The sequence below is a fragment of the Bradyrhizobium centrosematis genome (genome assembly GCF_045571495.1).
In the GTDB taxonomy this organism is placed as follows: Bacteria; Pseudomonadota; Alphaproteobacteria; order Rhizobiales; family Xanthobacteraceae; genus Bradyrhizobium; species Bradyrhizobium centrosematis.
The window spans coordinates 1,899,763-1,920,943 of record NZ_CP120703.1; the positions used below are offsets into that span (position 1 = coordinate 1,899,763).

Here is a 21,181-nt window from a genome sequence, read left to right on the forward strand (position 1 = left end):
GGTGTCCATACGGGCATTGCCACCGCGCTGCAGGTCCGGCTGATCGAGAGGGATGCGAGGAGCTAGACCCCGACCCCGCGCGCCACGAGCGTGATCACGATGGTCAGGATGGCGCCCCAGACCATGCTCAGCGTCAAAGCGAGGATGGTCGTGGTGACCGCGTGCTCGAGATTTGCCTTGAGTTGCATGCTACTTGTCCGCAGGTGTTGCGCCGAGGCGCATGCGGAGCCGCCAGAAATGGATCGCGGTCCTGAGCGCAATCAGTGCGGTGAGCACGCTGCCCATCGAGAGCAAGGCAAACGCCTGGAGCGCGATGCGCTTGAGCTGGGCCTTGCGCGCCTCGGAGATGCGCGCCGGACGTTCGGCCTGGAAGGGCTGGTCAAGACCGTGTGTCAGGATCGACATTGTGGAGGTCCTTGTTCTTCGGCGGCAAGACGGCCGCTCCAATCTGCCGTTCATGATGTCCATCGTTGCGTAGGATCGCGAGGTGGGGCACCGGGGCGACCGCATGTCAGGAGCTTGCGACACGGCGCCGATCCGTCGAGCCGTTTCAGTCGAAATTGTCGCAGGCAAGCGGCTCGTAGAGCGGATCGCGCGCGGGCCCTACGGAAGGAACGCTCGGCCGCGGCGCCTCGGTAGCCACAGCCCTGACCTCGACGAGGGCCGACAGCAGGGCGAGTGCGAGGTCGGCGTGGTGGGCCTCGACCGCTTCATCCAGCCAGTCCGGCAGCTCGCGCTCGCGCGAGACGGCGCAATGCCATTCGCCCTCGTCATAGGCGATACGGCGGACCTGCCACATGGGCAGCTCGAGTTCCAGCAGGCGCAGCGCCGCGTCGGCCCAGGCCTCGGCGTCGATCAGGCGCATGATGCGCGCGGTGCGCTTGCTCTGGCCGAGCGAGGGATAGCGCCGGCAGGCATGCGCGATGATGTCGAGCATCAACGGCCGCGTCATCGCAGCCGCGTCGCGAAGCTGCTGACTGAGGGAAGGTGGGGCGAGGCGTTGGAGAACGGCGGTCATGTCAGGCCTCCTGGAGTTGGCGTCGGTCAGTCGGCCGGCTTTGCCAAGATGGCCAGGAGGGCATTTGAAAGCGAGATGGGGATCGGGCGAGAGATATAGGGACTCCATAAGTAGACGGCCTTCCGGGGCAGCGCGATTCGTAGCGGCAGCCCGTGCGCACGCCTCGTCTTTCGAGACGCCGCTGACGCGCCTCCTCAGGATGAGGCTCATCGGCGTCAGCGCTCTTTGAGATTGCAACCACGCACCCGGTCCTCATCCTGAGGAGCCCGCCCAAGGCGGGCGTCTCGAAGGATGGCCGCGGGGAAAGCCTTTCAGCAGCCCCAGTCCTGCGTCGAGGCGGGCCGGCCTTTATGAGATTCCTATAACGTCGCCATAGGCCTCATCTCGAAATCCTATGTGTGCGATGGCACCTCAGCGCGGTGAAGTTCCGCTCGGCAGAGGTGCGCAATGCGCTGGCTCGTCGCAAGCCGTTCGCAGGGACTCAGAGACGAGTCAGCCGGATATCGTCTCGTACTGAGGAGCATTGTCATGATGGACATTCTGATGCTGGCGCTGGGCTTCGGCTTCTTTGCCCTTGCCATCGGCTACACCTACGCCTGCGAACGGCTGTGAGGGCGCGGACCATGATCTTCGATTATGCACTCGCCGGCGCCGTCTCGTTCGGCCTGCTGTTCTATCTCACCTACGCGCTGCTGCGGCCCGAGCGGTTCTGACCCGTGCTGCTGCTTCTTGAATTGCTGCTGGCCGACGCGGTGCTCGTCGCCGGCCTGCTTGCGCTGCTCCTGCCGCTTTTGCGCCGGACACACTGCCTGAAGGGTTAATGCCATGACTGTGATCGGTTGGCTCCAAATCATACTCTACTGCGCGATCATCGTCGCGCTGACAAAGCCGGTCGGCGGCTACATGACGCGCGTCTTCAACGGCGAGCGCACGTTCCTGTCGCCAGTTCTGCGGCCCATCGAAGCCGGCATTTACTGGATTTCCGGCATCGAGGAGAAGCGCGAGCAGCATTGGCTGACTTACACGGTCGCCATGCTGCTGTTCCATGTCGGCGGCTTTCTCATCATTTACGGGTTGATGCGCCTGCAGTCAGTGCTGCCTTTCAACCCGGCCGGTCAGTCCGCGGTCGCGGAGGATCTGTCCTTCAACACCGCGATCTCCTTCATCACCAACACCAACTGGCAGAATTACGGCGGCGAAAGCACGCTGTCCTATCTGACCCAGATGGTCGGCCTCACACACCAGAACTTCCTGTCGGCAGCAACCGGCATCGTGCTCGCGGTTGCCCTGATCCGCGGCTTTGCCCGCGCGTCCATGCGCACGGTCGGTAACTTCTGGGTCGATGTGACCCGTTGCACGCTCTATATCCTGCTGCCGATCTGCGTCGTGTTCACGCTGTTCCTGGTCTGGCAGGGCATGCCGCAGACGCTTGGGCCGTATGTCGAGGCGACCACGCTCGAGGGCGCCAAGCAGACCATCGCGGTCGGCCCGGTGGCCTCGCAGGTCGCGATCAAGATGCTGGGCACCAATGGCGGCGGCTTCTTCAACGCCAATGCGGCGCATCCGTTCGAGAACCCGACCGCGCTGTCGAACTTCGTGCAGATGCTGTCGATCTTCGTGCTCGGCGCGGCGCTGACCAACATGTTCGGGCGCATGGTCGGCAACCAGCGCCAGGGCTGGGCGATCCTCGCCGTGATGGGCGTGCTGTTCGTCGCCGGCGTGGCCGTCGCCTACTGGGCGGAAGCCCAGGGCACCTCGACGCTGCAGGCGCTGGGGCTGACCGGCGGCAACATGGAGGGCAAGGAAGTCCGCTTCGGCATTGTTGCGTCCTCGCTGTTCGCCGTGATCACCACCGCCGCCTCGTGTGGCGCCGTGAACGCCATGCATGACAGCTTCACCGCGCTTGGCGGCATGATCCCGCTGATCAACATGGAGCTCGGCGAGATCATCGTCGGCGGCGTCGGCGCCGGCATGTACGGCATGCTGCTGTTCGTCATCCTCGCGATCTTCGTCGCGGGTCTGATGGTCGGCCGTACCCCGGAATATGTCGGCAAGAAGATCGAGGCACGGGAAGTCAAGATGGCCATGCTCGCAATCCTGATCTTGCCGCTGATGATCCTGGGCTGGGCGGCCGTGGCGGTCGTGCTGCCCACGGGCGTTGCCTCGATGGCGAATGCCGGTCCGCATGGCTTCTCGGAGGTGCTCTATGCCTACTCCTCGCAGACGGGAAACAACGGCTCGGCCTTCGCGGGTCTGACTGGGAACACCCTGTTCTATAACCTGACGGGCGCATCCGCGATGTTCGTCGGGCGTTTCCTGATGATCGTCCCGGCCATGGCGATCGCGGGCTCGCTCGCCGCCAAAAAATCTATCCCGCCGTCGATGGGCACGTTCCCGACAACCGGGGGCCTGTTCGTCGGCCTCGTCGTCGGCGTGATCCTGATCATGGGCGGCCTGACCTTCTTCCCGGCGCTTGCGCTCGGCCCCATCGTCGAGCAGCTCGCGATGAACGCCGGCCAAGTGTTCTGACTTCTGATTGTCTGGAGTGACCTCCATGGATGCGATGAAACTGCAAAAACGTGCTCCGATGTCGGCGATGCTCGACGCCAAGATCGTGGTCCCCGCGATCCGCGCCTCCTTCACCAAGCTCGATCCGCGGCTGATGGTGAAGAACCCCGTGATGTTCGTGGTCGAGGTCGTGGCGGCCCTCACCACCGTAATCTTCCTGCGTGACCTCGCCACCGGCGGCGCCAATCTCGGCTTCACCTTCCAGATCATCCTGTGGCTCTGGTTCACGGTGCTGTTCGCCAATTTCGCCGAGGCCGCGGCCGAAGGCCGCGGCAAGGCGCAGGCCGACTCGCTGCGCAAGACCCGCACGGAGAGCCAGGCCAAGCTCCTGACCGGGTCGGACCACACGTTCAAGCTGGTGCCGGGCACGAGTCTGAAGGTCGGCGACGTCGTGCTTGTCGAAGCCGGCGACACCATCCCGTCCGACGGCGAAGTGATCGAGGGCGTCGCCTCGGTCAACGAGGCCGCCATCACCGGCGAATCCGCGCCCGTGATCCGCGAATCCGGCGGCGATCGCTCCGCGGTGACCGGCGGCACACACGTGCTGTCGGACTGGATCCGCGTCCGCATCACCGCGGCGCAGGGCTCGACCTTCATCGACCGCATGATCAAGCTGGTCGAGGGCGCCGAGCGGCAGAAGACCCCGAACGAGATTGCGCTCAACATCCTGCTCGCCGGGCTCACCATCATCTTCGTGTTCGCGACCGTCACCATTCCGAGCTATGCGGCCTATGCCGGCGGCTCGATCTCGGTGATCGTGCTGGTGGCGCTGTTCGTGACGCTGATCCCGACCACCATCGGTGCGCTGCTGTCGGCCATCGGCATCGCCGGCATGGACCGCCTCGTGCGCTTCAACGTGCTGGCGATGTCCGGCCGCGCGGTCGAGGCGGCCGGCGACGTCGACACGCTGTTGCTGGACAAGACCGGCACCATCACGCTCGGCAACCGGCAGGCGACCGCGTTCCGTCCCGTCCGCGGTGTCACCGAGCTGGAGCTGGCGGACGCGGCCCAGCTTGCTTCGCTCGCCGACGAGACCCCGGAAGGCCGTTCCATCGTGGTGCTGGCCAAGGAGAAATACGGCATCCGCGGCCGCGACATGGCCGAGCTCGGCGCCACCTTCATCCCGTTCACGGCGCAGACCCGCATGAGCGGCGTCGACGCCGGCGGCTCATCGGTGCGCAAGGGGGCAGTCGATGCCATGCTGAACTATATCGGCGGAGGCGCTCCCACCGCCGTCGCGTCCGGCAACACGGCGCGCGCGATGCAGCCCACCGCATTGTCCGAGCTCGGCCGCGAGATTCAGGCCATTGCCGATGACGTGTCGAAATCCGGCGGTACGCCGCTGGCGGTCGCCCGCGACGGCAAGCTGCTCGGCGTCGTCCAGCTCAAGGACATCGTCAAGGGCGGCATCCGCGAGCGCTTTGCCGAGCTGCGCCGCATGGGCATCCGCACCATCATGATCACCGGCGACAACCCGATGACGGCCGCCGCAATCGCGGCCGAAGCGGGCGTCGACGACTTCCTGGCTCAGGCAACGCCGGAGGACAAGCTCAAGCTGATCCGCGGCGAGCAGGCCAAGGGCAAGCTGGTGGCCATGTGCGGCGACGGCACCAACGATGCTCCGGCGCTCGCGCAGGCCGATGTCGGCGTCGCCATGAACACCGGCACGCAGGCGGCCCGCGAGGCCGGCAACATGGTCGACCTCGATTCCAACCCGACCAAGCTGATCGAGGTGGTCGAGATCGGCAAGCAGCTGTTGATGACGCGTGGCGCGCTGACGACGTTCTCGATCGCCAACGACGTCGCCAAGTATTTTGCGATCATCCCGGCGATGTTCCTGGCGTTCTACCCGCAGCTCAACGTGCTCAACGTCATGAACCTGTCGAGCCCGCAGAGCGCCATCCTGTCGGCGATCATCTTCAACGCGCTGATCATCATCGGGTTGATTCCGCTGGCGCTGAAGGGCGTCGCCTATCGCGCCGTCGGCGCCGGCGCCCTGCTGCGCCGCAATCTGCTGATCTACGGCCTCGGCGGCATCGCCATTCCCTTCATCGGCATCAAGGCGATCGACCTCGCCGTCACCGCCTTGCACTTGGCCTAACTCCGTCATTGCGAGCGAAGCGATGAAGCAAGTCAGTTTCCGTCATTCCGGGGCGCTTCGAAGAGGCGAACCCGGAATCTCGAGGTTCTCAGGTGCGCAAGTGCGCACCAGAGTTCGATGCTTCGCATCGCCCCGGAACGACGGGAGAGACGATCGCTTCGCTCGCAATGACGAAAAAGACATCGGAGACCTAAACACATGCTCAGAGAAATCCGCCCCGCCATCGTCCTCTTGCTGATGCTCACCGCCATCACGGGCCTGGCCTATCCGCTCGCCATGACCGCCATCGCCGGCGCGCTGTTTCCTGCCAAGGCGCAAGGCAGCCTGATCGAGAAGGACGGCAAGGTGATCGGCTCCGCCCTGATCGGACAGGAATTCAAGGACGACAAATATTTCCACGGCCGTCCCTCGGTGACGGTTGCGCCGGATCCCAATGACTCCTCCAAGACGGTGTCGGCGCCCTACAATGCCGCCAATTCGGGCGGCTCCAATCTGGGGCCGACCAGCAAGGCGCTGGCCGACCGGTTGAAGGAAGATGTGGACAAGCTGAAGGCGGAAAATCCGAACGCGGCGGTGCCGGTCGATCTGGTGACCACCTCGGCCAGCGGGCTCGATCCGGATATCTCGCCGGAAGCCGCGCAATTCCAGGTGCCGCGCGTCGCGAAGGCGCGGAATATGCAGGAAGAGCAGGTCAAGCAGCTCGTGATCGCCAACACCGAAGGCCGTTTTCTCGGTGTGCTCGGCGAACCCCGGGTTAACGTTCTGGCGCTGAACCTCGCGCTCGACCGCGCAGCCGCCAAGTAGCCGTCTAGGCTCGCGGCACGCGGATGATTATATTGGAGACATGGTACGAGAGCGCCGCGATTCCGAGCAACGTCCGTCTCCCGAGGCACTGCTGGAAGCAGCGCGCCGGGAGGAGAGCGCAAGCGGCAAGCTGAAGATCTTCGTCGGCGCCGCTCCCGGCGTCGGCAAGACCTACGAGATGCTGCAAAGCGCCCAGGCGAAGCGCAAGGCTGGCGTCGACGTCGTGGTCGGCTTCGTCGAGACCCATGGCCGGGCCGAGACCGAGGCCCTGGTGCGGGGGCTGGAAGTGGTCCCCCGCAAGCGGCTCGAGTACCGCGGCCAAATCGTCGAGGAGATGGACCTCGACGCCGTGATCGCACGCCGGCCGCAGATCGCGCTGGTCGACGAGCTCGCCCATACCAATGCGGCCGGCAGTCGCCATCCGAAGCGTTATCTCGACGTCGAGGAACTGCTGTCGCACGGCATCGACGTTTACACCGCCGTCAACATCCAGCACATCGAGAGCCTGAACGACGTCGTCGCGCAGATCACCCATGTGCGGGTGCGCGAGACTGTGCCGGATTCGATCTTCGACCGCGCCGACGCGATCGAGCTGATCGACCTCACGCCCGACGATCTGATCCAGCGTTTAAAGGAAGGCAAGGTCTATGTCCCCAGGCAGGCCGAGCGTGCGCTGGAGCACTATTTCTCGCCGGGCAATCTGACCGCGCTGCGCGAGCTCGCGCTGCGGCGGACGGCCGAACGCGTTGACGAGCAGCTTCTCTCCCACATGCAGGCGAATGCGATCGCGGGCCCCTGGGCCGCGGGCGAGCGCATCCTGGTCTGTGTCAGCGAGGATCCGCGGGCTGCTGGCCTGGTGCGCTATACCAAGCGGCTGGCCGACCGGCTGCATGCGCCCTTCACCGCGATCTCGATCGAGACCCGGCGATCGCTGCAATTGTCCGACGAGGAGCGCGATCGGCTGGCCGATACGCTGCGGCTCGCGGAGTCGCTGGGCGGCGAGGCCCTGACGATTCCCGCGGTCGGCCGCCGCATCGCGGACGACGTCGTCAACTTCGCACATGGCAACAATGTCACCCAGATCGTGATTGGCAAGTCGACCCGCTCGCGCTGGTTCGAGATGACGCACGGCTCGGTGGTGCATGATCTGGTGCGTCGCGCGGGCAACATCAGCGTCCACGTCATCCCTGGCGACGAGCTGTCCGGAGGCGCGGCGCCCAAATCGGCGGTGCAGACCGCGGCGCGATCCGAGCCGTTCAATCCGCTGCCCTATCTCAAGGCGATTGGCATCGTGCTGGTCGGTCTCGGCGCGGCGGAGCTGATTCAGCCGAGATTCGGCATCGAGAACGTCGACCTCGTGCTGCTCACGGCCGTGGTCGCAGTCGCGGTGCGGTACGGATTGTGGCCTTCCTTGCTTGCCACCGTCACGGCCTCGCTTTGCTACAATTTCTTCTTCCTGCCGCCGATCTATACCTTCACGATCACCGATCCGACCAACGTGGCCGCTTTCGTCCTGTTCATGGTGGTGGCGATGATCGTGTCCAACGTCGCGGCGCGCGTGCGCACACAGGCGGATGCGGCGATCGGCCGGATCCGGATGACGGAGCAGCTCTACGCCTTCAGCCGCAAGCTCGCCGGAACGGCCACGCTCGACGACGTGCTGTGGGCGACCGCCTATCAGATCGCGCTGATGCTCAAGGTTCGCGTGGTGCTGCTTCTGCCCGAGGAAGGCCTGCTCACGGTCAAATCCGGCTATCCGCCGGAGGACGAGCTCGACCAGGCTGACCTCGCCGCGGCCAACTGGGCCTGGAGCAACGACCGCCCCGCAGGCCGCGGCTCCGACACGCTGCCGGGCGCGAAGCGGCTGTTCCTGCCGATGCGCACAGGCCGCGGCCCGATCGGCGTCATCGGCATCGACAATGATCGCACCGGGCCGCTGCTGACGCCGGACCAGCGTCGCCTGCTCGACGCGCTGGTCGACCAGGGGGCGCTTGCGATCGAGCGCGTGCTGCTGGTCGAGGACATGGACCGCGTCAAGCGCACCGTCGAATCCGAGCGCTTGCGCTCGGCGCTCCTGACCTCGATCTCGCATGATCTCAAGACGCCGCTCGCCTCGGTGCTGGGCGCGGCCTCGACCATGCGCGATCTCGCCGGAGCCCTCTCCGACACCGAGAAGCGCGACCTGCTCGCCACCGTGATCGACGAATCCGAGCGGCTCAACCGCTTCATCGCCAACCTGCTCGATATGACCAAGCTCGAATCCGGTGCGATCGTGCCCAATACGGCGTTGCACGATCTCGGCGAGATCGTCGGCAGCGCGCTCCGCCGTGCGAGCAAGATCCTGACCGCCCACAAGGTGGAGCTGGTGCTGGCGGCCGATCTGCCGATGCTCCAGCTCGATGCCGTCCTGTTCGAGCAGGTGCTGTTCAACTTGCTGGACAATGCGGCGAAATACTCGCCGCCGGAGACCACGATCTCGATCAAGAGCAGGCGCGAGCGCGATCAGGCCGTGCTGGAGGTCGCCGACGAAGGCGGCGGCATTCCGCCCGACGAGCTCGAGAGCGTGTTCGACAAGTTCTATCGCGTGCAGAAGGGCGATCACGTCCGCCCCGGCACCGGGCTCGGGCTGGCCATCTCGCGCGGCTTCGTCGAGGCGATGCGCGGCACGATCTCGGCCGCCAATCGCAGCGACCGCAGCGGCGCCGTCCTCACCATCCGTCTTCCCGTTCCGGCAGAGACCCACGCATTGGATACCGCCGCATGAGCGCTGCCCCGATCAAGGTCCTGGTCATCGACGACGAGCCGCCGATCCGCAAATTGCTGCGGATGGGGCTGACGACGCAAGGCTACGAGATCCTGGAAGCGTCGAACGGCAAGACCGCGCTGGAAAAGCTCGAGGAGCAGCCGGCGTTGATCATCCTCGATCTCGGTCTGCCCGACATCCAGGGCCATGAGCTGCTGCGCACCATCCGTGCCCGCAACGAAGCCGTGCCGATCGTGGTGCTCTCGAGCCGCGGCGACGAAGCCGGCAAGGTGCAGGCACTGGATCTCGGCGCCGATGATTATCTGACGAAGCCGTTCGGCATGGACGAGCTGCTGGCCCGCCTGCGCGCCGCGCTGCGCCATCAGCTCCAGGTCAAGGGCGAGCGTCCGGTGTTCCGCACCGGCGATCTCTCCGTCGATCTCGTCCGCCGCATCGTCAAGGTCGGCGAGCGAGACGTGAAATTGTCGCCGAAGGAATATGATCTCTTGCGAGTGCTGGTGCAGCACGCCGGCAAGGTGCTGACCCACCGCTTCCTGCTCAAGGAGCTCTGGGACGAGCTGACCGATGCGCAATATTTGCGTGTCTATGTCCGTCAGCTGCGCCAGAAGATTGAAGCCGATCCAGAGCGGCCACAATATGTGCTGACGGAGACCGGGATCGGGTACCGGCTGAAGGCGGGGGATTGAGCGCAGCTCGGCGGTATCGGGTGCGAGCTTGAGGCAAACTCGTCAGGGCCGGGCTTGACCCGGCCATCCACGTCTATCGGCATGCGAAGACACGCGTGGATGCCCGGGTCAAGCCCGGGCATGACGACGGAGAATTGTGGTGCGCGCCTGTGTCCGCAATGACGGAGTAAATCAACCCGCCTTCCTGTGCCGCGCGGCGGCCCGGTGCGTCTTCCGCGCACTGCGCTGCCGTCCGGTCGCCCGCCGCGCGTGCGACTTCGCCGCCGTCTTCTTCCCGCCGCGGCCCTTCAGGCTCTGCTTCAGCGCATCCATCAGGCTGACGACGTTGCTCGGCCGTTCCTCGGGCTCGGGCAGCTCGATCTTCTTGCCGCTGGCCTTGCGCTTCACCAGCGCCTTCAACGCGTCCTCGTATTCGTCCTTGAACTTGCCGGGATCGAAATGCGAGGCCTTGCTGTGGAGGATATGGCCGGCGAGCTCGACCATGTCCTTGGTGATCTTCGGGCTCTTGATGTCGCCGAAAAACTGGTCCTCCTCGCGCAGCTCGTAGGGGAAGCGCAGCGTGGTGCCGAGCAGGCCTTTGCCGAGCGGCTCGATTGCCATGACATGCTCGCGGTTGGTGAGCACGATCTTGGCGAGCGCCACGCGCTCCTGGTCCTTCATGGCGTCGCGGATCACCGCGAAGGCGTCGACCGCGGCCTTGCCGTCGGGCGCGATGTAATAGGGATGGTTGAGGTAACGCTGGTCGATCTCCTCGCTCGGCACGAAGCTTTCGATGTCGATGGTGTGGTTGCTCTCGATCTGGACCGCCTCGAGCTCCTCCGGCTCGATCTCGACATATTTGCCCTTGCGCAACTCGTAGCCGCGGCCCTTCTGGTCGCTCTCGACGACGTCGCCGGTTTCCGAATCGATCATCTGCTGCTTGAGCCGGTTGCCGGTCTCCCGGTTGATCAGGTGAAACCGCGTCTTCTCGGCCGCCGTGGTCGCCGGATACAGCACGACCGGACAGCTGACCAGCGACAGCTTCAACGTTCCCTTCCAATAGGCGCGCGGGGCCATTCCATTCTCCAGCGTCTTCAAGCCGTTTTGGAACCCCAACCATCCCACAGGGTTTTGGTTCCGGACGGGACTTTGGCCGTGATAGGCTCAATGTCGAAAGAGAAGCGGGACCGATCGTGCTGCAGAAACTCTCCACTTATCGACAGAAACGCGACTTCGAGAAGACGCCGGAGCCATCGGGCAAGACAGCAGTCGCGCCATCGAAGCAGCGGCGCTTCGTGATCCAGAAGCACGATGCGAGCCGGTTGCACTACGACCTCCGGCTCGAGTTCGACGGCGTGTTCAAGTCCTGGGCCGTAACGAAAGGGCCTTCGCTCGATCCGCAAGACAAGCGGCTGGCGGTCGAGGTGGAGGACCATCCGCTCGACTACGGCGATTTCGAAGGTACGATTCCGGAAGGCCAGTATGGCGGCGGCACGGTGATGCTGTGGGACCGCGGCACCTGGGAGTCGGACGATCCGGAAGCCGGCTTCAAGAAGGGCGATCTGAAGTTCACCCTACATGGCGACAAGCTGCAGGGGAGCTGGGTGCTGGTGCGCATGCGCAACCGCGGCGGCGAAAAGCGAACCAACTGGCTGCTGATCAAGCATCGCGACGAATATGTCCGCGAGGGCAAGGACAACGACATCCTCGACCAGGACAGGTCGGTCGCCTCCGGCCGCGCGATGGAGCAGATCGCCGAAGGCAAGGGCCGGGCGCCCAAGCCGTTCATGCTGGCAAAGGGGGCCAAAGGCAAGGCCGATGCCGTCTGGCAATCGAACCGCGCGGAGGAAGCGAAAGGGCGCACGGTCACGCCTGCGCCGCGCACGGCGCTGAAATCAGGCAAATCGGCGAAGAAGAAGGCCACGACCGCGACCAATGCCAGGAAGGTGTCGGAGATGCCGGACTTCGTCCCGCCGCAGCTCTGTACGCTGGTCGAGCGGCCGCCGGCGGGCGAGGGCTGGTGCCACGAGATCAAGTTCGACGGCTACCGGGTGCAGCTCCGGGTCGAGAACGGCGAGGCAACGCTGAAGACGCGCAAGGGCCTCGACTGGACCGAGAAGTTCGCCGCGATCGCGAAGGAAGCGGGCTCGCTGCCGGACGTGATGATCGACGGTGAGATCGTGGCGCTCGATCACAATGGTGCGCCGAACTTCTCCTCGCTCCAGGCGGCGCTTTCGGACGGCAAGACCGACGAACTGATCTTCTTCGCCTTCGACCTGCTGTTCGCCGAGGGGCAGGACTATCGCCGGCTGCCGCTTGGCGAACGCAAGGCGCGTCTGAAGAAGCTGCTGGAGGCCCGCAAGCGGAAATCGAGCCAGATCCGCTATGTCGAGCATTTCGAGAGCGGCGGCGATGCGGTGCTGCAGTCAGCCTGCAAGCTCGAGCTCGAAGGCGTCGTATCGAAGAAGCTGGATGCGCCGTATCGCTCGGGGCGCACCGAGAGCTGGGTGAAATCGAAATGTCGCGCCGGCCACGAAGTGGTGATCGGCGGCTACAAGACCACCAATGGAAAATTCCGCTCCCTGATGGCCGGCGTCCAGCGCGGCGATCATCTCGCCTTCGTCGGCATGGTCGGCACGGGCTTCGGCGCCGACAACGTCAAGCGCATCATGCCGGCCCTGAAGGCGATGGCGGCCAAGGAAAGTCCCTTCGGCGGCAAGAACGCGCCAAAGAAAACCCGCGAGGTGCACTGGCTAAAGCCGGAGCTCGTCGCCGAGATCGAGTTCGCCGGCTTCACCGCCGACGGCAACATCCGCCAGGCCGCGTTCAAGGGCCTGCGGCAGGACAAGCCCGCCGAGGAGGTCGAGGCGGAGACGCCCGTCGACACCGAGCTCGCCGAGCCCACGGCCAGCAGGCGCGCCGCGAAGACGGCCAGGCGATCGAAGGACGCCGGCACCGCTGAAGTGATGGGCGTGGTCATCTCCAAGCCGGACAAGGAGCTGTGGCCGGACGATGGACATGGCGAACCCGTCACCAAGCTGGATCTTGCCCGCTATCTCGAAGCCGTCGGCGAATGGATGATCGTGCACCTCAAGGGCCGGCCATGCTCGCTGATCCGCGCGCCCGACGGCATCAAGGGCGAATGCTTCTTCCAGCGTCATGCCATGCAGGGGACGTCGAACCTTCTGGAGCTGGCGAGGGTCTCCGGCGATCGTAAGCCGTACTTGCAGATCGACCGGATCGAGGGGCTCGCGGCTGTTGCGCAGATCGGCGGCGTCGAGCTGCATCCCTGGAATTGCGCGCCCTATGCCTACGACACGCCGGGCCGGCTGGTGTTCGATCTCGACCCTGCCCCCGACGTCGAATTCGCGGACGTGGTCGAAGCCGCCAAGGAGATGCGGCAGCGGCTGGCCGACATCGGCATGGAGAGCTTCTGCAAGACCACGGGCGGCAAGGGCCTGCACGTCGTGGTGCCGCTGCGCTACGGCGCCCGGGACAAGGTGAGCTGGAAGGAGGCCAAGGCCTTTGCACAAGGCGTTTGCCAGTGGATGGCCGATGACGATCCGGAACGCTACCTGCTCAACATGTCGAAGAAGCTTCGCAAGGGAAAGATCTTCCTCGACTATCTCCGCAACGACCGCATGTCGACGGCGGTGGCGCCATTGTCGCCGCGGGCACGCGCCGGTGCCACGGTGTCGATGCCGCTGACCTGGGCGCAGGTGAAGAGCGATCTCGATCCGAAGCGCTATACGCTGCGAACCGTGCCAAGCTTGTTGCCGCGCTCGAAGGCGTGGGAGGGTTATGACGATGCCGCAGTTTCGATCAAGGCGGCGATCAAGAAGCTGAGGGGGAAGATGAAGTAGGTGTTTTTCAAGACCTCGTTCCGGGCAGCGCGAAGCGCAGGCCCGGAATCCAGAGGCTTGTGGCGCGCGATTGCCGGTTCGCGCTTGCGCGCGCCCGGAATGGCTGCTTTCGCTAGATCCTGCCCATCAACAGCAGGATCAGCAGGATGACGATGACGAGCCCGAGGCCGCCGCCGCCGTAATAGCCGGTGCCATAGAACGGGCCGCCGCCGATGCCGCTGAAGCCGCCAAGCAGGGCGATGACCAGAATGATCAGAATGATCGTACCGATTGACATGCGAATCTCCTCCAGCCCTTCGTCGAAGGGTCGTTTGCACCTGTCCCGTGGTGTGGGGGCAACTTGCCGCAGGTTTTAAAGTTCCGGCGAAGGAAACAGCGGTTGCAGGACGGGCTGCATGGAACATTTGCCGTTTCGGCTGGCATGATTATGTGAGGATCAATCACCACGGGGCAGGGCCATGGCAGCACCGCTTGTCGTTTCAATTCCGCATCGCCTCGGCCGCGAGGAGGCGGTGCGCCGGCTCAAAACCGGACTTGGCCGCGCGGCGGCCAGCATTCCCGTGATCCAGGTCGAGGAGGAGCGCTGGACCGGCGACAGCATGGCCTTTCGCATTCGTGCGCTCGGGCAGATCGCGAGCGGTCAGGTCGACGTCGGCGATGATCAAGTCCGGGTCGAGGTGGTGCTGCCCTGGCTGTTGCAGCGCTTTGCCGAGATGGCGCAGGCAACGATCAGGAAGCGCGGGCAGTTGCTGCTGACCAAGGACGTGGGGAAATAACCCATTTCAGGCGCGTACGCGCGGCCGCGCGGGCCTGATCGCGCTTGCCGTGCGGGCCTCGATGACGACAGCGGGAAAATTCCGGAACGCCTGCGCGAGCGGCAATTCACCACCGGCAAGGCCGGGCGCGGTGTAACCGGTCAGGTCGACGGCGGCGTCAAAGCCCTCCGGCGCGGGCCATTCCCGACCCGCTTGCGTGAACGGCGCGAAGTGACGGCCGACCACGACGATGGCCGCGTTGCGGCCATGGCGGCGGGCGAAGCCGATGACATGGTCGGCATGTGGGCCGTGCACCGGAAGTGGCTGGTAGTCGCCTTGCGCGAAGACGTCGGCGAGCTGGTTGCGCAGCTTGAGAAGATGCCGGGTCCAGGCCAGCTTGATCCGTCCATCCGGCCAGCTCTTGATCAGGCCGGCCCAATCCGGATCGTCCAGCGCGCTGAGCGCCGTTTGCCGTGCGGCAAAGTCGACCGGGCGGCGGTTGTCGGGGTCGACCAGCGACAGGTCCCAGAACTCGGTGCCTTGGTAGAAGTCCGGCACGCCGGGCAGCGTCGCCTTGAGGGTGAGCTGGCTCAGCGAGTTCAACATGCCGAGCAGGGCGACGCGGCGCGCCAGCGTTTGCAGCGCCTCCAGGAATTCGCCTGACAGTGCGGGGTCGAGAATCTTGTCGACGAAGCTCTTGACGCCGTCCTCATAGGCCTCGTGCGGATTGAGCCAGCTGGTCTCTTCCTTGCCTTCGCGTGCGGCCTTCAGCGCATAGGCCTGGATGCGCTCGACGAAGCCGGCATCAATCGTGCTCCCCAGCGGCCAGGCACCGAGCAGCGTCTGGTAGAGCATGTATTCGAACGTCGCCGACGGCGCGCGGAAATTGCCCTGCAGCGCGAGGTGCGGCGCGTTCAACACCTTCCAGCGCGAGACCGCGCTGGTCCATTCGCCGGGAATTTCGCTGAGCGCCGCGATGCGCGCGCGGGCATCCTCGCCGCGTTTGGTGTCGTGGGTGGCGGTTGCCGTCATTCCCAGCGGCCATTCCTTGGCGCGGGCCTGCATGGTCTCGTGGAAGGCGGGGATCGAAAGGCCAGTGCTGGCGGGATCGCCGCCGACCTCGTTCAGCGCGAGCAGCCGGTGGAATTGATAGAACGCAGTGTCCTCGAGCGACTTCGCCATCATCGGCCCGGTGAATTGCTGCACCTTCAGCGCGAAGCGGCGCACGCGCGGGGCGCTGTGCGGAGGGCGGCCGGGCTTGAGCAGGTCCATGGTCAGGGCGTCGCGCAGGAAATCGAAGATGCCTTCGTCGGCGGCGAACCATTCCGCGCGGGCGCGCGCAATGGTGTCGTCGATCAGCTTGCGGTCGGCGGCCGTCGGTCCGCTGTTGGTGAGATAAGTGCGGTACACCGGGAAATGCAGCACATAGAGTTCCAGCGCCTGCCGCAGGCTGTCGGTGGAGAAATCCCGGGTCGAGTAGTGCCCGTTGGCGATGCGCGCGAGCAGTTGCGTCAGCACGGTGAATTCGCTGGTGAGCAGCGTCTCCAGCACGCGCCTCTTGGCATCCTTGACGTAAGGTGCAAGCCGCGGCGGCCGGTTGCTGATCTGCCGCCAGGTCTCGTCGAGCGCCTCCAGCCCCTTGGCGTCGACCAGCACCTGCGTAATCACGTTCATCCATTCATAGCCGGTGGTGCCCTGAACGCCGGCGAAGTGCGGCAGGCGCTCGTGCTCGCACAGGATCTTCTCGATCACCGTGTAGAGCGGCTTCGTATTGCCTTGCGCGTCGCGCACCAGGCGGCGCAGGCGCTGGCAATATTGTGCGGGGTCGCGCAGGCCGTCGATGTGATCGAGGCGAATGCCTTGCAGCTTGCCGGCGGTAATGAGCTGCTTCACCAGCCGGTGGGTGGCGGCGAAGGTGCTCGCGTCCTCGACGCGCAGGCCGGCGAGGCCGTTGACGTCGAAGAAGCGGCGGTAATTGATGTCGCTGGAGGCGAGCCGCCAATGGCCGAGCTTGTAATGCTGCCGCTCGAGCAGATGATGCAGGGCGAGCGTCTGCGCAGGGCGATCCTTGCCGGCGCGATAGGCGGCAAGACCTCGCGCGATGAGGTCGGCCGCGCCGGCGATCTCGCTGAGCTCGGATTTGAAGGCGGGAGCTTCCTTGCGGTTGGGGCGGCGCAATCCCGTGTAGCGCGCCGCAAGCGCGAGCAGGCGTTGGCCGGGCTCGGTTTCCGCCGCGTCCGCCTCCTTGACGATCATCCGCAGCATCTCGCCATAGCGCTCCGGCGCGATCGGAAGACGATGCTCGAAATACCAGGCGGAAAAGCTTCCCTGATCCGGGTCGTAGCGCAGCTCGATCTCGCCGCGCTCGAGCGCCTCGCCATAGGATGCCCCGAGGATCGGCAGCAGCACGCCGCCGCGGGCGCGATAGGGCAGCAGGTCCCAGTCGATGTCGAAGGAGACCGCGTGCGGCGAGGCCTGGCCCCATTCCAGCACGTCCAGCCACCAGGGATTGTCGGCAAAATGCACGCCGACATGGTTGGGCACGAAATCGATGATCAGGCCGAGGTCGTGCTGCCTGAGAGCCTCGCTCAGGCGTGCGAAGCCGGCTTCGCCGCCGAGCTCGGGATTGAACTGGCCGTGATCGACGGTGTCGTAGCCGTGGGTCGAGCCCTTGCGCGCCTTCATCACCGGCGAGGCGTAGAGATGCGTGATCCCCAGCGCCTTGAGGTAAGGCACGACCGCGGCGGCCTTGTCGAAGTCGAAATCCGCGGTGAGCTGGAGCCGGTAGGTCGCGAGCGGAACGGCGGGAGGCATCCTAACCTCCGAGGCGCCAGACCACCGACCAGGGCGGAAGCCGGTCGCCGGTCTCGCCACCCCAGATTGGCGTGCCCGCGCTGATCTTGGATGTGATCTCGTGGTCCGACAGATTGGCGACGAGGCGCAGCGCCGTGCCGTCGCCCATCAGCCAATGCGCGGTGAGCAGGCCATCGTCGGCCGCCTCGGCCTCGCCGAAGCGCGCACCCTTCAGCCGCGGCATGATCTCCTTGCGGCGAAGCGCGAGCAGCTTCCGGACCAGCGCGAGCCGTGCGTCCTGCTGCGGCGTGCGGCCGGTCCAGTCGAGCATGGCCGATTGCAGCGTGGCCGGATCGAGCGGATCGGGCACCTCGTCGCCGTATTTCTCATAGGCCCAGGCATACTCCTGCCGTCGCCCCTTGCGGACGGCGTCGGCAAGTCCGCCCTGGAAGTCGCAGAAGAACGGGAAGGGCACTGTCGAGCCCCACTCCTCGCCCTGAAACAGCATTGGCACCATCGGCGCCAGCAGGGTCACCGCGAGCGCCGCCTCGATCTGCTGCGGCGATGCCAGGCTTTCGAGCCGGTCGCCGAGCGGACGGTTGCCGATCTGGTCGTGGTTCTGCAGGAAATTGACGAAGGTCGAAGGCGGCAGCTCGCCGCTCGGCTCGCCGCGGGGCTTCTTGCCCCAGAACTCCGAAATCTCGCCCTGATAGACGAAGCCGGAGGCCAGCGCCCGCGCCAGATCGAGGCGCGGCGTTTGATAATCGGCGTAGTAGCCGGCGAGCTCGCCGGTCAGCATCACGTGCCAGACGTGATGATAGTCGTCGTTCCACTGTGCGCGATATTTGCCGTTCGGCGGCTCCTGCGCGGCGTCGAGCAGGCTGGCGCGATTGTCGCCATTCTCCAGCACGAGGTGGATGTGCCGCCCCGTGGCCTTGGCGAGCTCTCCGGCGGCGACGCTGAGGTCCTGCAGCATCGACTGCTCGCCGGGGATCGCCATGATGTGATTGGCGGCATCCAGCCGCAGGCCGTCGAAACGGTAGTCGCTGAGCCATGACAGCGCATTCTCGACCGCGAACGCCCGCACCTGCGGCACGCGATAATCGATCGTGCTGCCCCAAGGCGTATGCGCGTCGGTGAAGAAGCTCGGCGCATAGCGGCCGAGGTAATTTCCCTCGGGCCCGAAATGATTATAGACGACGTCGAGGAACACCATCAGCCCGCGCAAATGGGCCTCGTCGATCAGCGCCTTGAGGTCTTCGGGGCGGCCGTAAACGCTGTCCGGCGCATACCACAGCACGCCGTCATAGCCCCAGCCGCGGCGTCCTGCAAAATCGGCGAGCGGCATCAGCTCCAGCGCGGTGATGCCGGTTGCGGCGAGATGATCGAGCTTGTCGATCATGGCGCGGTAAGTGCCGTTCGAGGTGAAGGTGCCGACATGGGTCTCGATCAGCACCGTCTCTTCCCACGGGCGGCCGCGCCAATCGCGCGCGCGCCACACGAAGGCGTCGTGATCGATCACCTCGCTCGGGCCGAACACGTCCTCGGGCTGGAAAGCCGAGGCCGGATCGGGCACGTCGATCTCGTCGTCGATTCTGAACTTGTAGGGGCTGCCGGCGGTAAGGCCGGCGATCTCGGCGACATACCAGCCATCTTGCCGGCGCTGCATCGCGTGTCTTCGATCGAGCAGGAGGTCGACGCGGCGCGCGGCCGGTGCCCACAGGCGAAACGACACGCCGTCCTTCGTCGGCTTGGCCCCGAAGGATGGCCTCATAGCGCCCCCGCGAAGGCGAGTACGGAGCGCGGCGGCGCCTTGCTGTCGCTTCCGGGCGGGAAGTCGATCGTATTCAGCTTGGCATCGGTCGTGTTCAGGATCTGCTGCCAGCTCTTATACTCGGTCATCTTGGGCAATTTGAATGCGATCTCTTCGGGGGCGGCGTTCAATACGATAAAGATCGCGGCGCTGCCCGGTTCCATCGGGCCCATCACATAGGAGAGGAACCGCCCATCCGGGAATGTCCAGTCGCTCTCCGTCATCTCGTTGCCTTCAGGCGTCAGCCACAGCGCGCCATAAGAAAGGCCGTCCGCTGGCCGTCCGTCGAGCCAGCGGTGGCTGCGAAGCTGCGAGAACCGGCGGCGGATGTCGGCGAGATGGCCGACGAAATCGACCATATCGTCGCCGTCCTTGCCCAGATTGTCCCAGCCGATCCAGCCGATCTCGTTGTCCTGGCAATAGGCGTTATTGTTGCCGGACTGCGAGTTGCCGACCTCGTCGCCGGCGAGGATCAGCGGAACGCCCTGCGCCAGCATCAGGCAGGCCAGCACGTTCTTGCGAAGCTGGCGGCGCAGCCCGAGGATCTGGGGATCGTCGGTCGGGCCCTCGACACCGCAATTATTGCTGTGGTTGTCGTTGGAGCCGTCGCGGTTGTCCTCGCCATTGGCCTCGTTGTGCTTCTCGTTGTAGCTGAAGAGGTCGGCGAGCGTGAAGCCGTCATGGACGGTGATGTGGTTGATGCTGGCGCGCGGCCGCCTTCCGTCGTGGTTGAACAGGTCGGAGGACGCGGTCATACGGCTGGAGATGTCGCCGATCAGGCTGCCTTCGCCGCTCCAGTAGCGGCGCATCGCGCTGCGATAGCGATCGTTCCATTCCGACCATTGCGAGGGGAATGCGCCGACCTGATAGCCGCCGAGGCCGAGGTCCCAGGGTTCGGCGACGAGCTTGACGGTCGCCAGCACCGGATCCTGCCGGATCGCGGTCAGGAACGAGATGCCGCGATCAAAGCCGTTGGGCCCACGCGCCAGCGTGGTGGCGAGGTCGAAACGGAAGCCGTCGACGTGGCAGACCTCGACCCAGTAGCGCAAGGAGTCCATCACCATCTGCAGCACGCGCGGATGGGTGAGATTGACCGACGAGCCGCAGCCGGTGAAGTCGTCGTAATAGCGCGGATTCTCGCGGTTCAGCCAGTAATAGGAGGCGTTGTCGATGCCGCGGTAGCACAGGGTCGGACCGAGGTGGTTGCCCTCGGCGGTGTGATTGTAGACGACGTCGAGCATCACCTCGATCCCGGCATCGTGCAGGCGCGCCACCGTGGTGCGGAAGGAATCGAGCGCATTGTCCTGAGCGTAGCGCGGCTCGGGGGCGAAGAAGGACAGCGTATTGTAGCCCCAGTAATTGGCGAGCTTCTTTTCCACCAGGATACGGTCGTCGACGAAGCTGTGCACCGGCAACAGCTCGATCGTGGTGACGCCGAGCTTCTTGAGATGCTCGATCATCGCCGGGGAGGACAGGCCGCCATAGGTGCCGCGCAAGTTCGGCGGGACGTCGTCGCGCTTCTGCGTCAGGCCCTTGACGTGGGCTTCGTAGATGATCGTGTCTTCCCAGGGAATGTTGGGACGGATCTCGCGGCGGCCCCAGTTGAAGGTCTCGTCGACCACGACGGCCTTGGGCATGCCGCGCGCGTTGTCGCGGCGGTCGAAGGACAGATCCTCGCGCGGCGAGCCGGTGCGGTAGGCAAAATGCGCATCGCTCCAGACCAGACGCCCGGCGAGCCGCTTGGCATAGGGATCGAGCAGCAGCTTGTTGGCGTTGAAGCGGTGACCGTGCTCGGGCTCGTAGGGGCCGTGGACGCGATAGCCGTAGAGCTGGCCGGGCGAGACGTCGTTGAGATAGCCGTGCCAGACGTCCTCGGTCCGCTCCGGCAGCTCGATCCGTTCGAGCTCGCGGCGGCCTTGTGCGTCGAACAGGCAGAGCTCGACCTTCTGTGCGTTGGCGGAGAACAGCGCGAAATTGGTGCCGCGTCCGTCCCAGCTTGCGCCGAGGCGTGCGGGCGATCCAGCAGTCAGGCGCATG

The 21,181-nt window shown here is 65.3% G+C and carries 17 protein-coding genes; 9 read left to right on the top strand and 8 right to left on the bottom strand.

Features of this window, described 5'->3' with window-relative positions:
- Nucleotides 1-62 precede the first annotated feature (62 nt).
- The 3 genes from P6U31_RS09145 to P6U31_RS09155 form a co-directional block, all read right to left on the bottom strand.
- On the bottom strand, nt 63-188 hold the full coding sequence (locus P6U31_RS09145) for a hypothetical protein (protein WP_407187875.1): 126 nt from the start codon (nt 186-188) through the stop codon (nt 63-65).
- 1 nt (nt 189) lies between these two features.
- The gene (locus P6U31_RS09150) at nt 190-405 is read right to left on the bottom strand and encodes a hypothetical protein (RefSeq protein WP_407187876.1); all 216 of its coding nucleotides are present in this window, start codon (nt 403-405) and stop codon (nt 190-192) included.
- 145 nt (nt 406-550) lie between these two features.
- Entirely contained in the window at nt 551-1,018 is a 468-nt protein-coding gene (locus tag P6U31_RS09155; protein WP_407187877.1) for a hypothetical protein, read from the bottom strand.
- 447 nt (nt 1,019-1,465) lie between these two features.
- Here P6U31_RS09155 and P6U31_RS09160 point away from each other — a divergent pair, with 447 nt between their 5' ends.
- From P6U31_RS09160 to P6U31_RS09190, 7 genes are all read left to right on the top strand, one after another.
- Nucleotides 1,466-1,630, top strand: a complete 165-nt coding sequence (locus P6U31_RS09160; RefSeq protein ID WP_407187878.1) for a hypothetical protein — start codon at nt 1,466-1,468, stop codon at nt 1,628-1,630.
- Nucleotides 1,631-1,641: 11 nt separating this feature from the next.
- Entirely contained in the window at nt 1,642-1,731 is a 90-nt protein-coding gene (locus P6U31_RS09165) for a K(+)-transporting ATPase subunit F (protein ID WP_038965694.1), read from the top strand.
- 112 nt (nt 1,732-1,843) lie between these two features.
- Nucleotides 1,844-3,547 carry a potassium-transporting ATPase subunit KdpA gene (gene kdpA / locus P6U31_RS09170; RefSeq protein WP_407187879.1) on the top strand — a complete coding sequence of 568 codons (1,704 nt, stop codon included), beginning with the start codon at nt 1,844-1,846 and terminating at the stop codon, nt 3,545-3,547.
- A 25-nt stretch (nt 3,548-3,572) separates the two neighbouring features.
- The gene (kdpB, locus tag P6U31_RS09175) at nt 3,573-5,687 is read left to right on the top strand and encodes a potassium-transporting ATPase subunit KdpB (protein WP_407187880.1); all 2,115 of its coding nucleotides are present in this window, start codon (nt 3,573-3,575) and stop codon (nt 5,685-5,687) included.
- Nucleotides 5,688-5,885: 198 nt separating this feature from the next.
- Nucleotides 5,886-6,491 (top strand): K(+)-transporting ATPase subunit C, encoded by a 606-nt coding sequence (locus tag P6U31_RS09180; protein ID WP_407187881.1) that lies wholly within the window; start codon nt 5,886-5,888, stop codon nt 6,489-6,491.
- Nucleotides 6,492-6,531: 40 nt separating this feature from the next.
- Entirely contained in the window at nt 6,532-9,255 is a 2,724-nt protein-coding gene (locus P6U31_RS09185; protein ID WP_407187882.1) for a DUF4118 domain-containing protein, read from the top strand.
- Nucleotides 9,252-9,941, top strand: a complete 690-nt coding sequence (locus P6U31_RS09190; protein WP_407187883.1) for a response regulator — start codon at nt 9,252-9,254, stop codon at nt 9,939-9,941. Before P6U31_RS09185 ends, P6U31_RS09190 begins: the two co-directional genes overlap by 4 nt.
- Before the next feature lie 171 nt (nt 9,942-10,112).
- Here P6U31_RS09190 and P6U31_RS09195 read toward each other — a convergent pair whose 3' ends face one another.
- Nucleotides 10,113-10,997 carry a Ku protein gene (locus P6U31_RS09195; protein WP_407187884.1) on the bottom strand — a complete coding sequence of 295 codons (885 nt, stop codon included), beginning with the start codon at nt 10,995-10,997 and terminating at the stop codon, nt 10,113-10,115.
- A gap of 116 nt (nt 10,998-11,113) precedes the next feature.
- Between P6U31_RS09195 and ligD the strand changes: the two genes are divergently transcribed.
- Nucleotides 11,114-13,783 carry a DNA ligase D gene (ligD, locus tag P6U31_RS09200; RefSeq protein ID WP_407187885.1) on the top strand — a complete coding sequence of 890 codons (2,670 nt, stop codon included), beginning with the start codon at nt 11,114-11,116 and terminating at the stop codon, nt 13,781-13,783.
- Between the two features lie 112 nt (nt 13,784-13,895).
- Here ligD and P6U31_RS09205 read toward each other — a convergent pair whose 3' ends face one another.
- On the bottom strand, nt 13,896-14,060 hold the full coding sequence (locus tag P6U31_RS09205; RefSeq protein WP_018318514.1) for a DUF3309 family protein: 165 nt from the start codon (nt 14,058-14,060) through the stop codon (nt 13,896-13,898).
- 181 nt (nt 14,061-14,241) lie between these two features.
- Here P6U31_RS09205 and P6U31_RS09210 point away from each other — a divergent pair, with 181 nt between their 5' ends.
- A complete protein-coding gene (locus tag P6U31_RS09210; RefSeq protein WP_407187886.1) occupies nt 14,242-14,559 on the top strand; it encodes a polyhydroxyalkanoic acid system family protein in 318 nt (105 codons plus the stop codon).
- Nucleotides 14,560-14,565: 6 nt separating this feature from the next.
- On the opposite strand, the gene treY is transcribed toward P6U31_RS09210, so the two are convergent.
- From treY to glgX, 3 genes are read right to left on the bottom strand one after another with little or no spacing between them, the layout of a single operon-like run.
- Nucleotides 14,566-17,352 (bottom strand): malto-oligosyltrehalose synthase, encoded by a 2,787-nt coding sequence (treY, locus tag P6U31_RS09215; protein WP_407187887.1) that lies wholly within the window; start codon nt 17,350-17,352, stop codon nt 14,566-14,568.
- A 1-nt stretch (nt 17,353) separates the two neighbouring features.
- Complete coding sequence (gene treZ / locus P6U31_RS09220; protein ID WP_407187888.1) at nt 17,354-19,105, bottom strand: malto-oligosyltrehalose trehalohydrolase; 1,752 nt, start codon at nt 19,103-19,105, stop codon at nt 17,354-17,356.
- Entirely contained in the window at nt 19,102-21,180 is a 2,079-nt protein-coding gene (glgX, locus tag P6U31_RS09225) for a glycogen debranching protein GlgX (RefSeq protein ID WP_407187889.1), read from the bottom strand. The genes treZ and glgX overlap by 4 nt, the downstream gene beginning before the upstream one ends.
- Between the last annotated feature and the right edge of the window lies 1 nt (nt 21,181).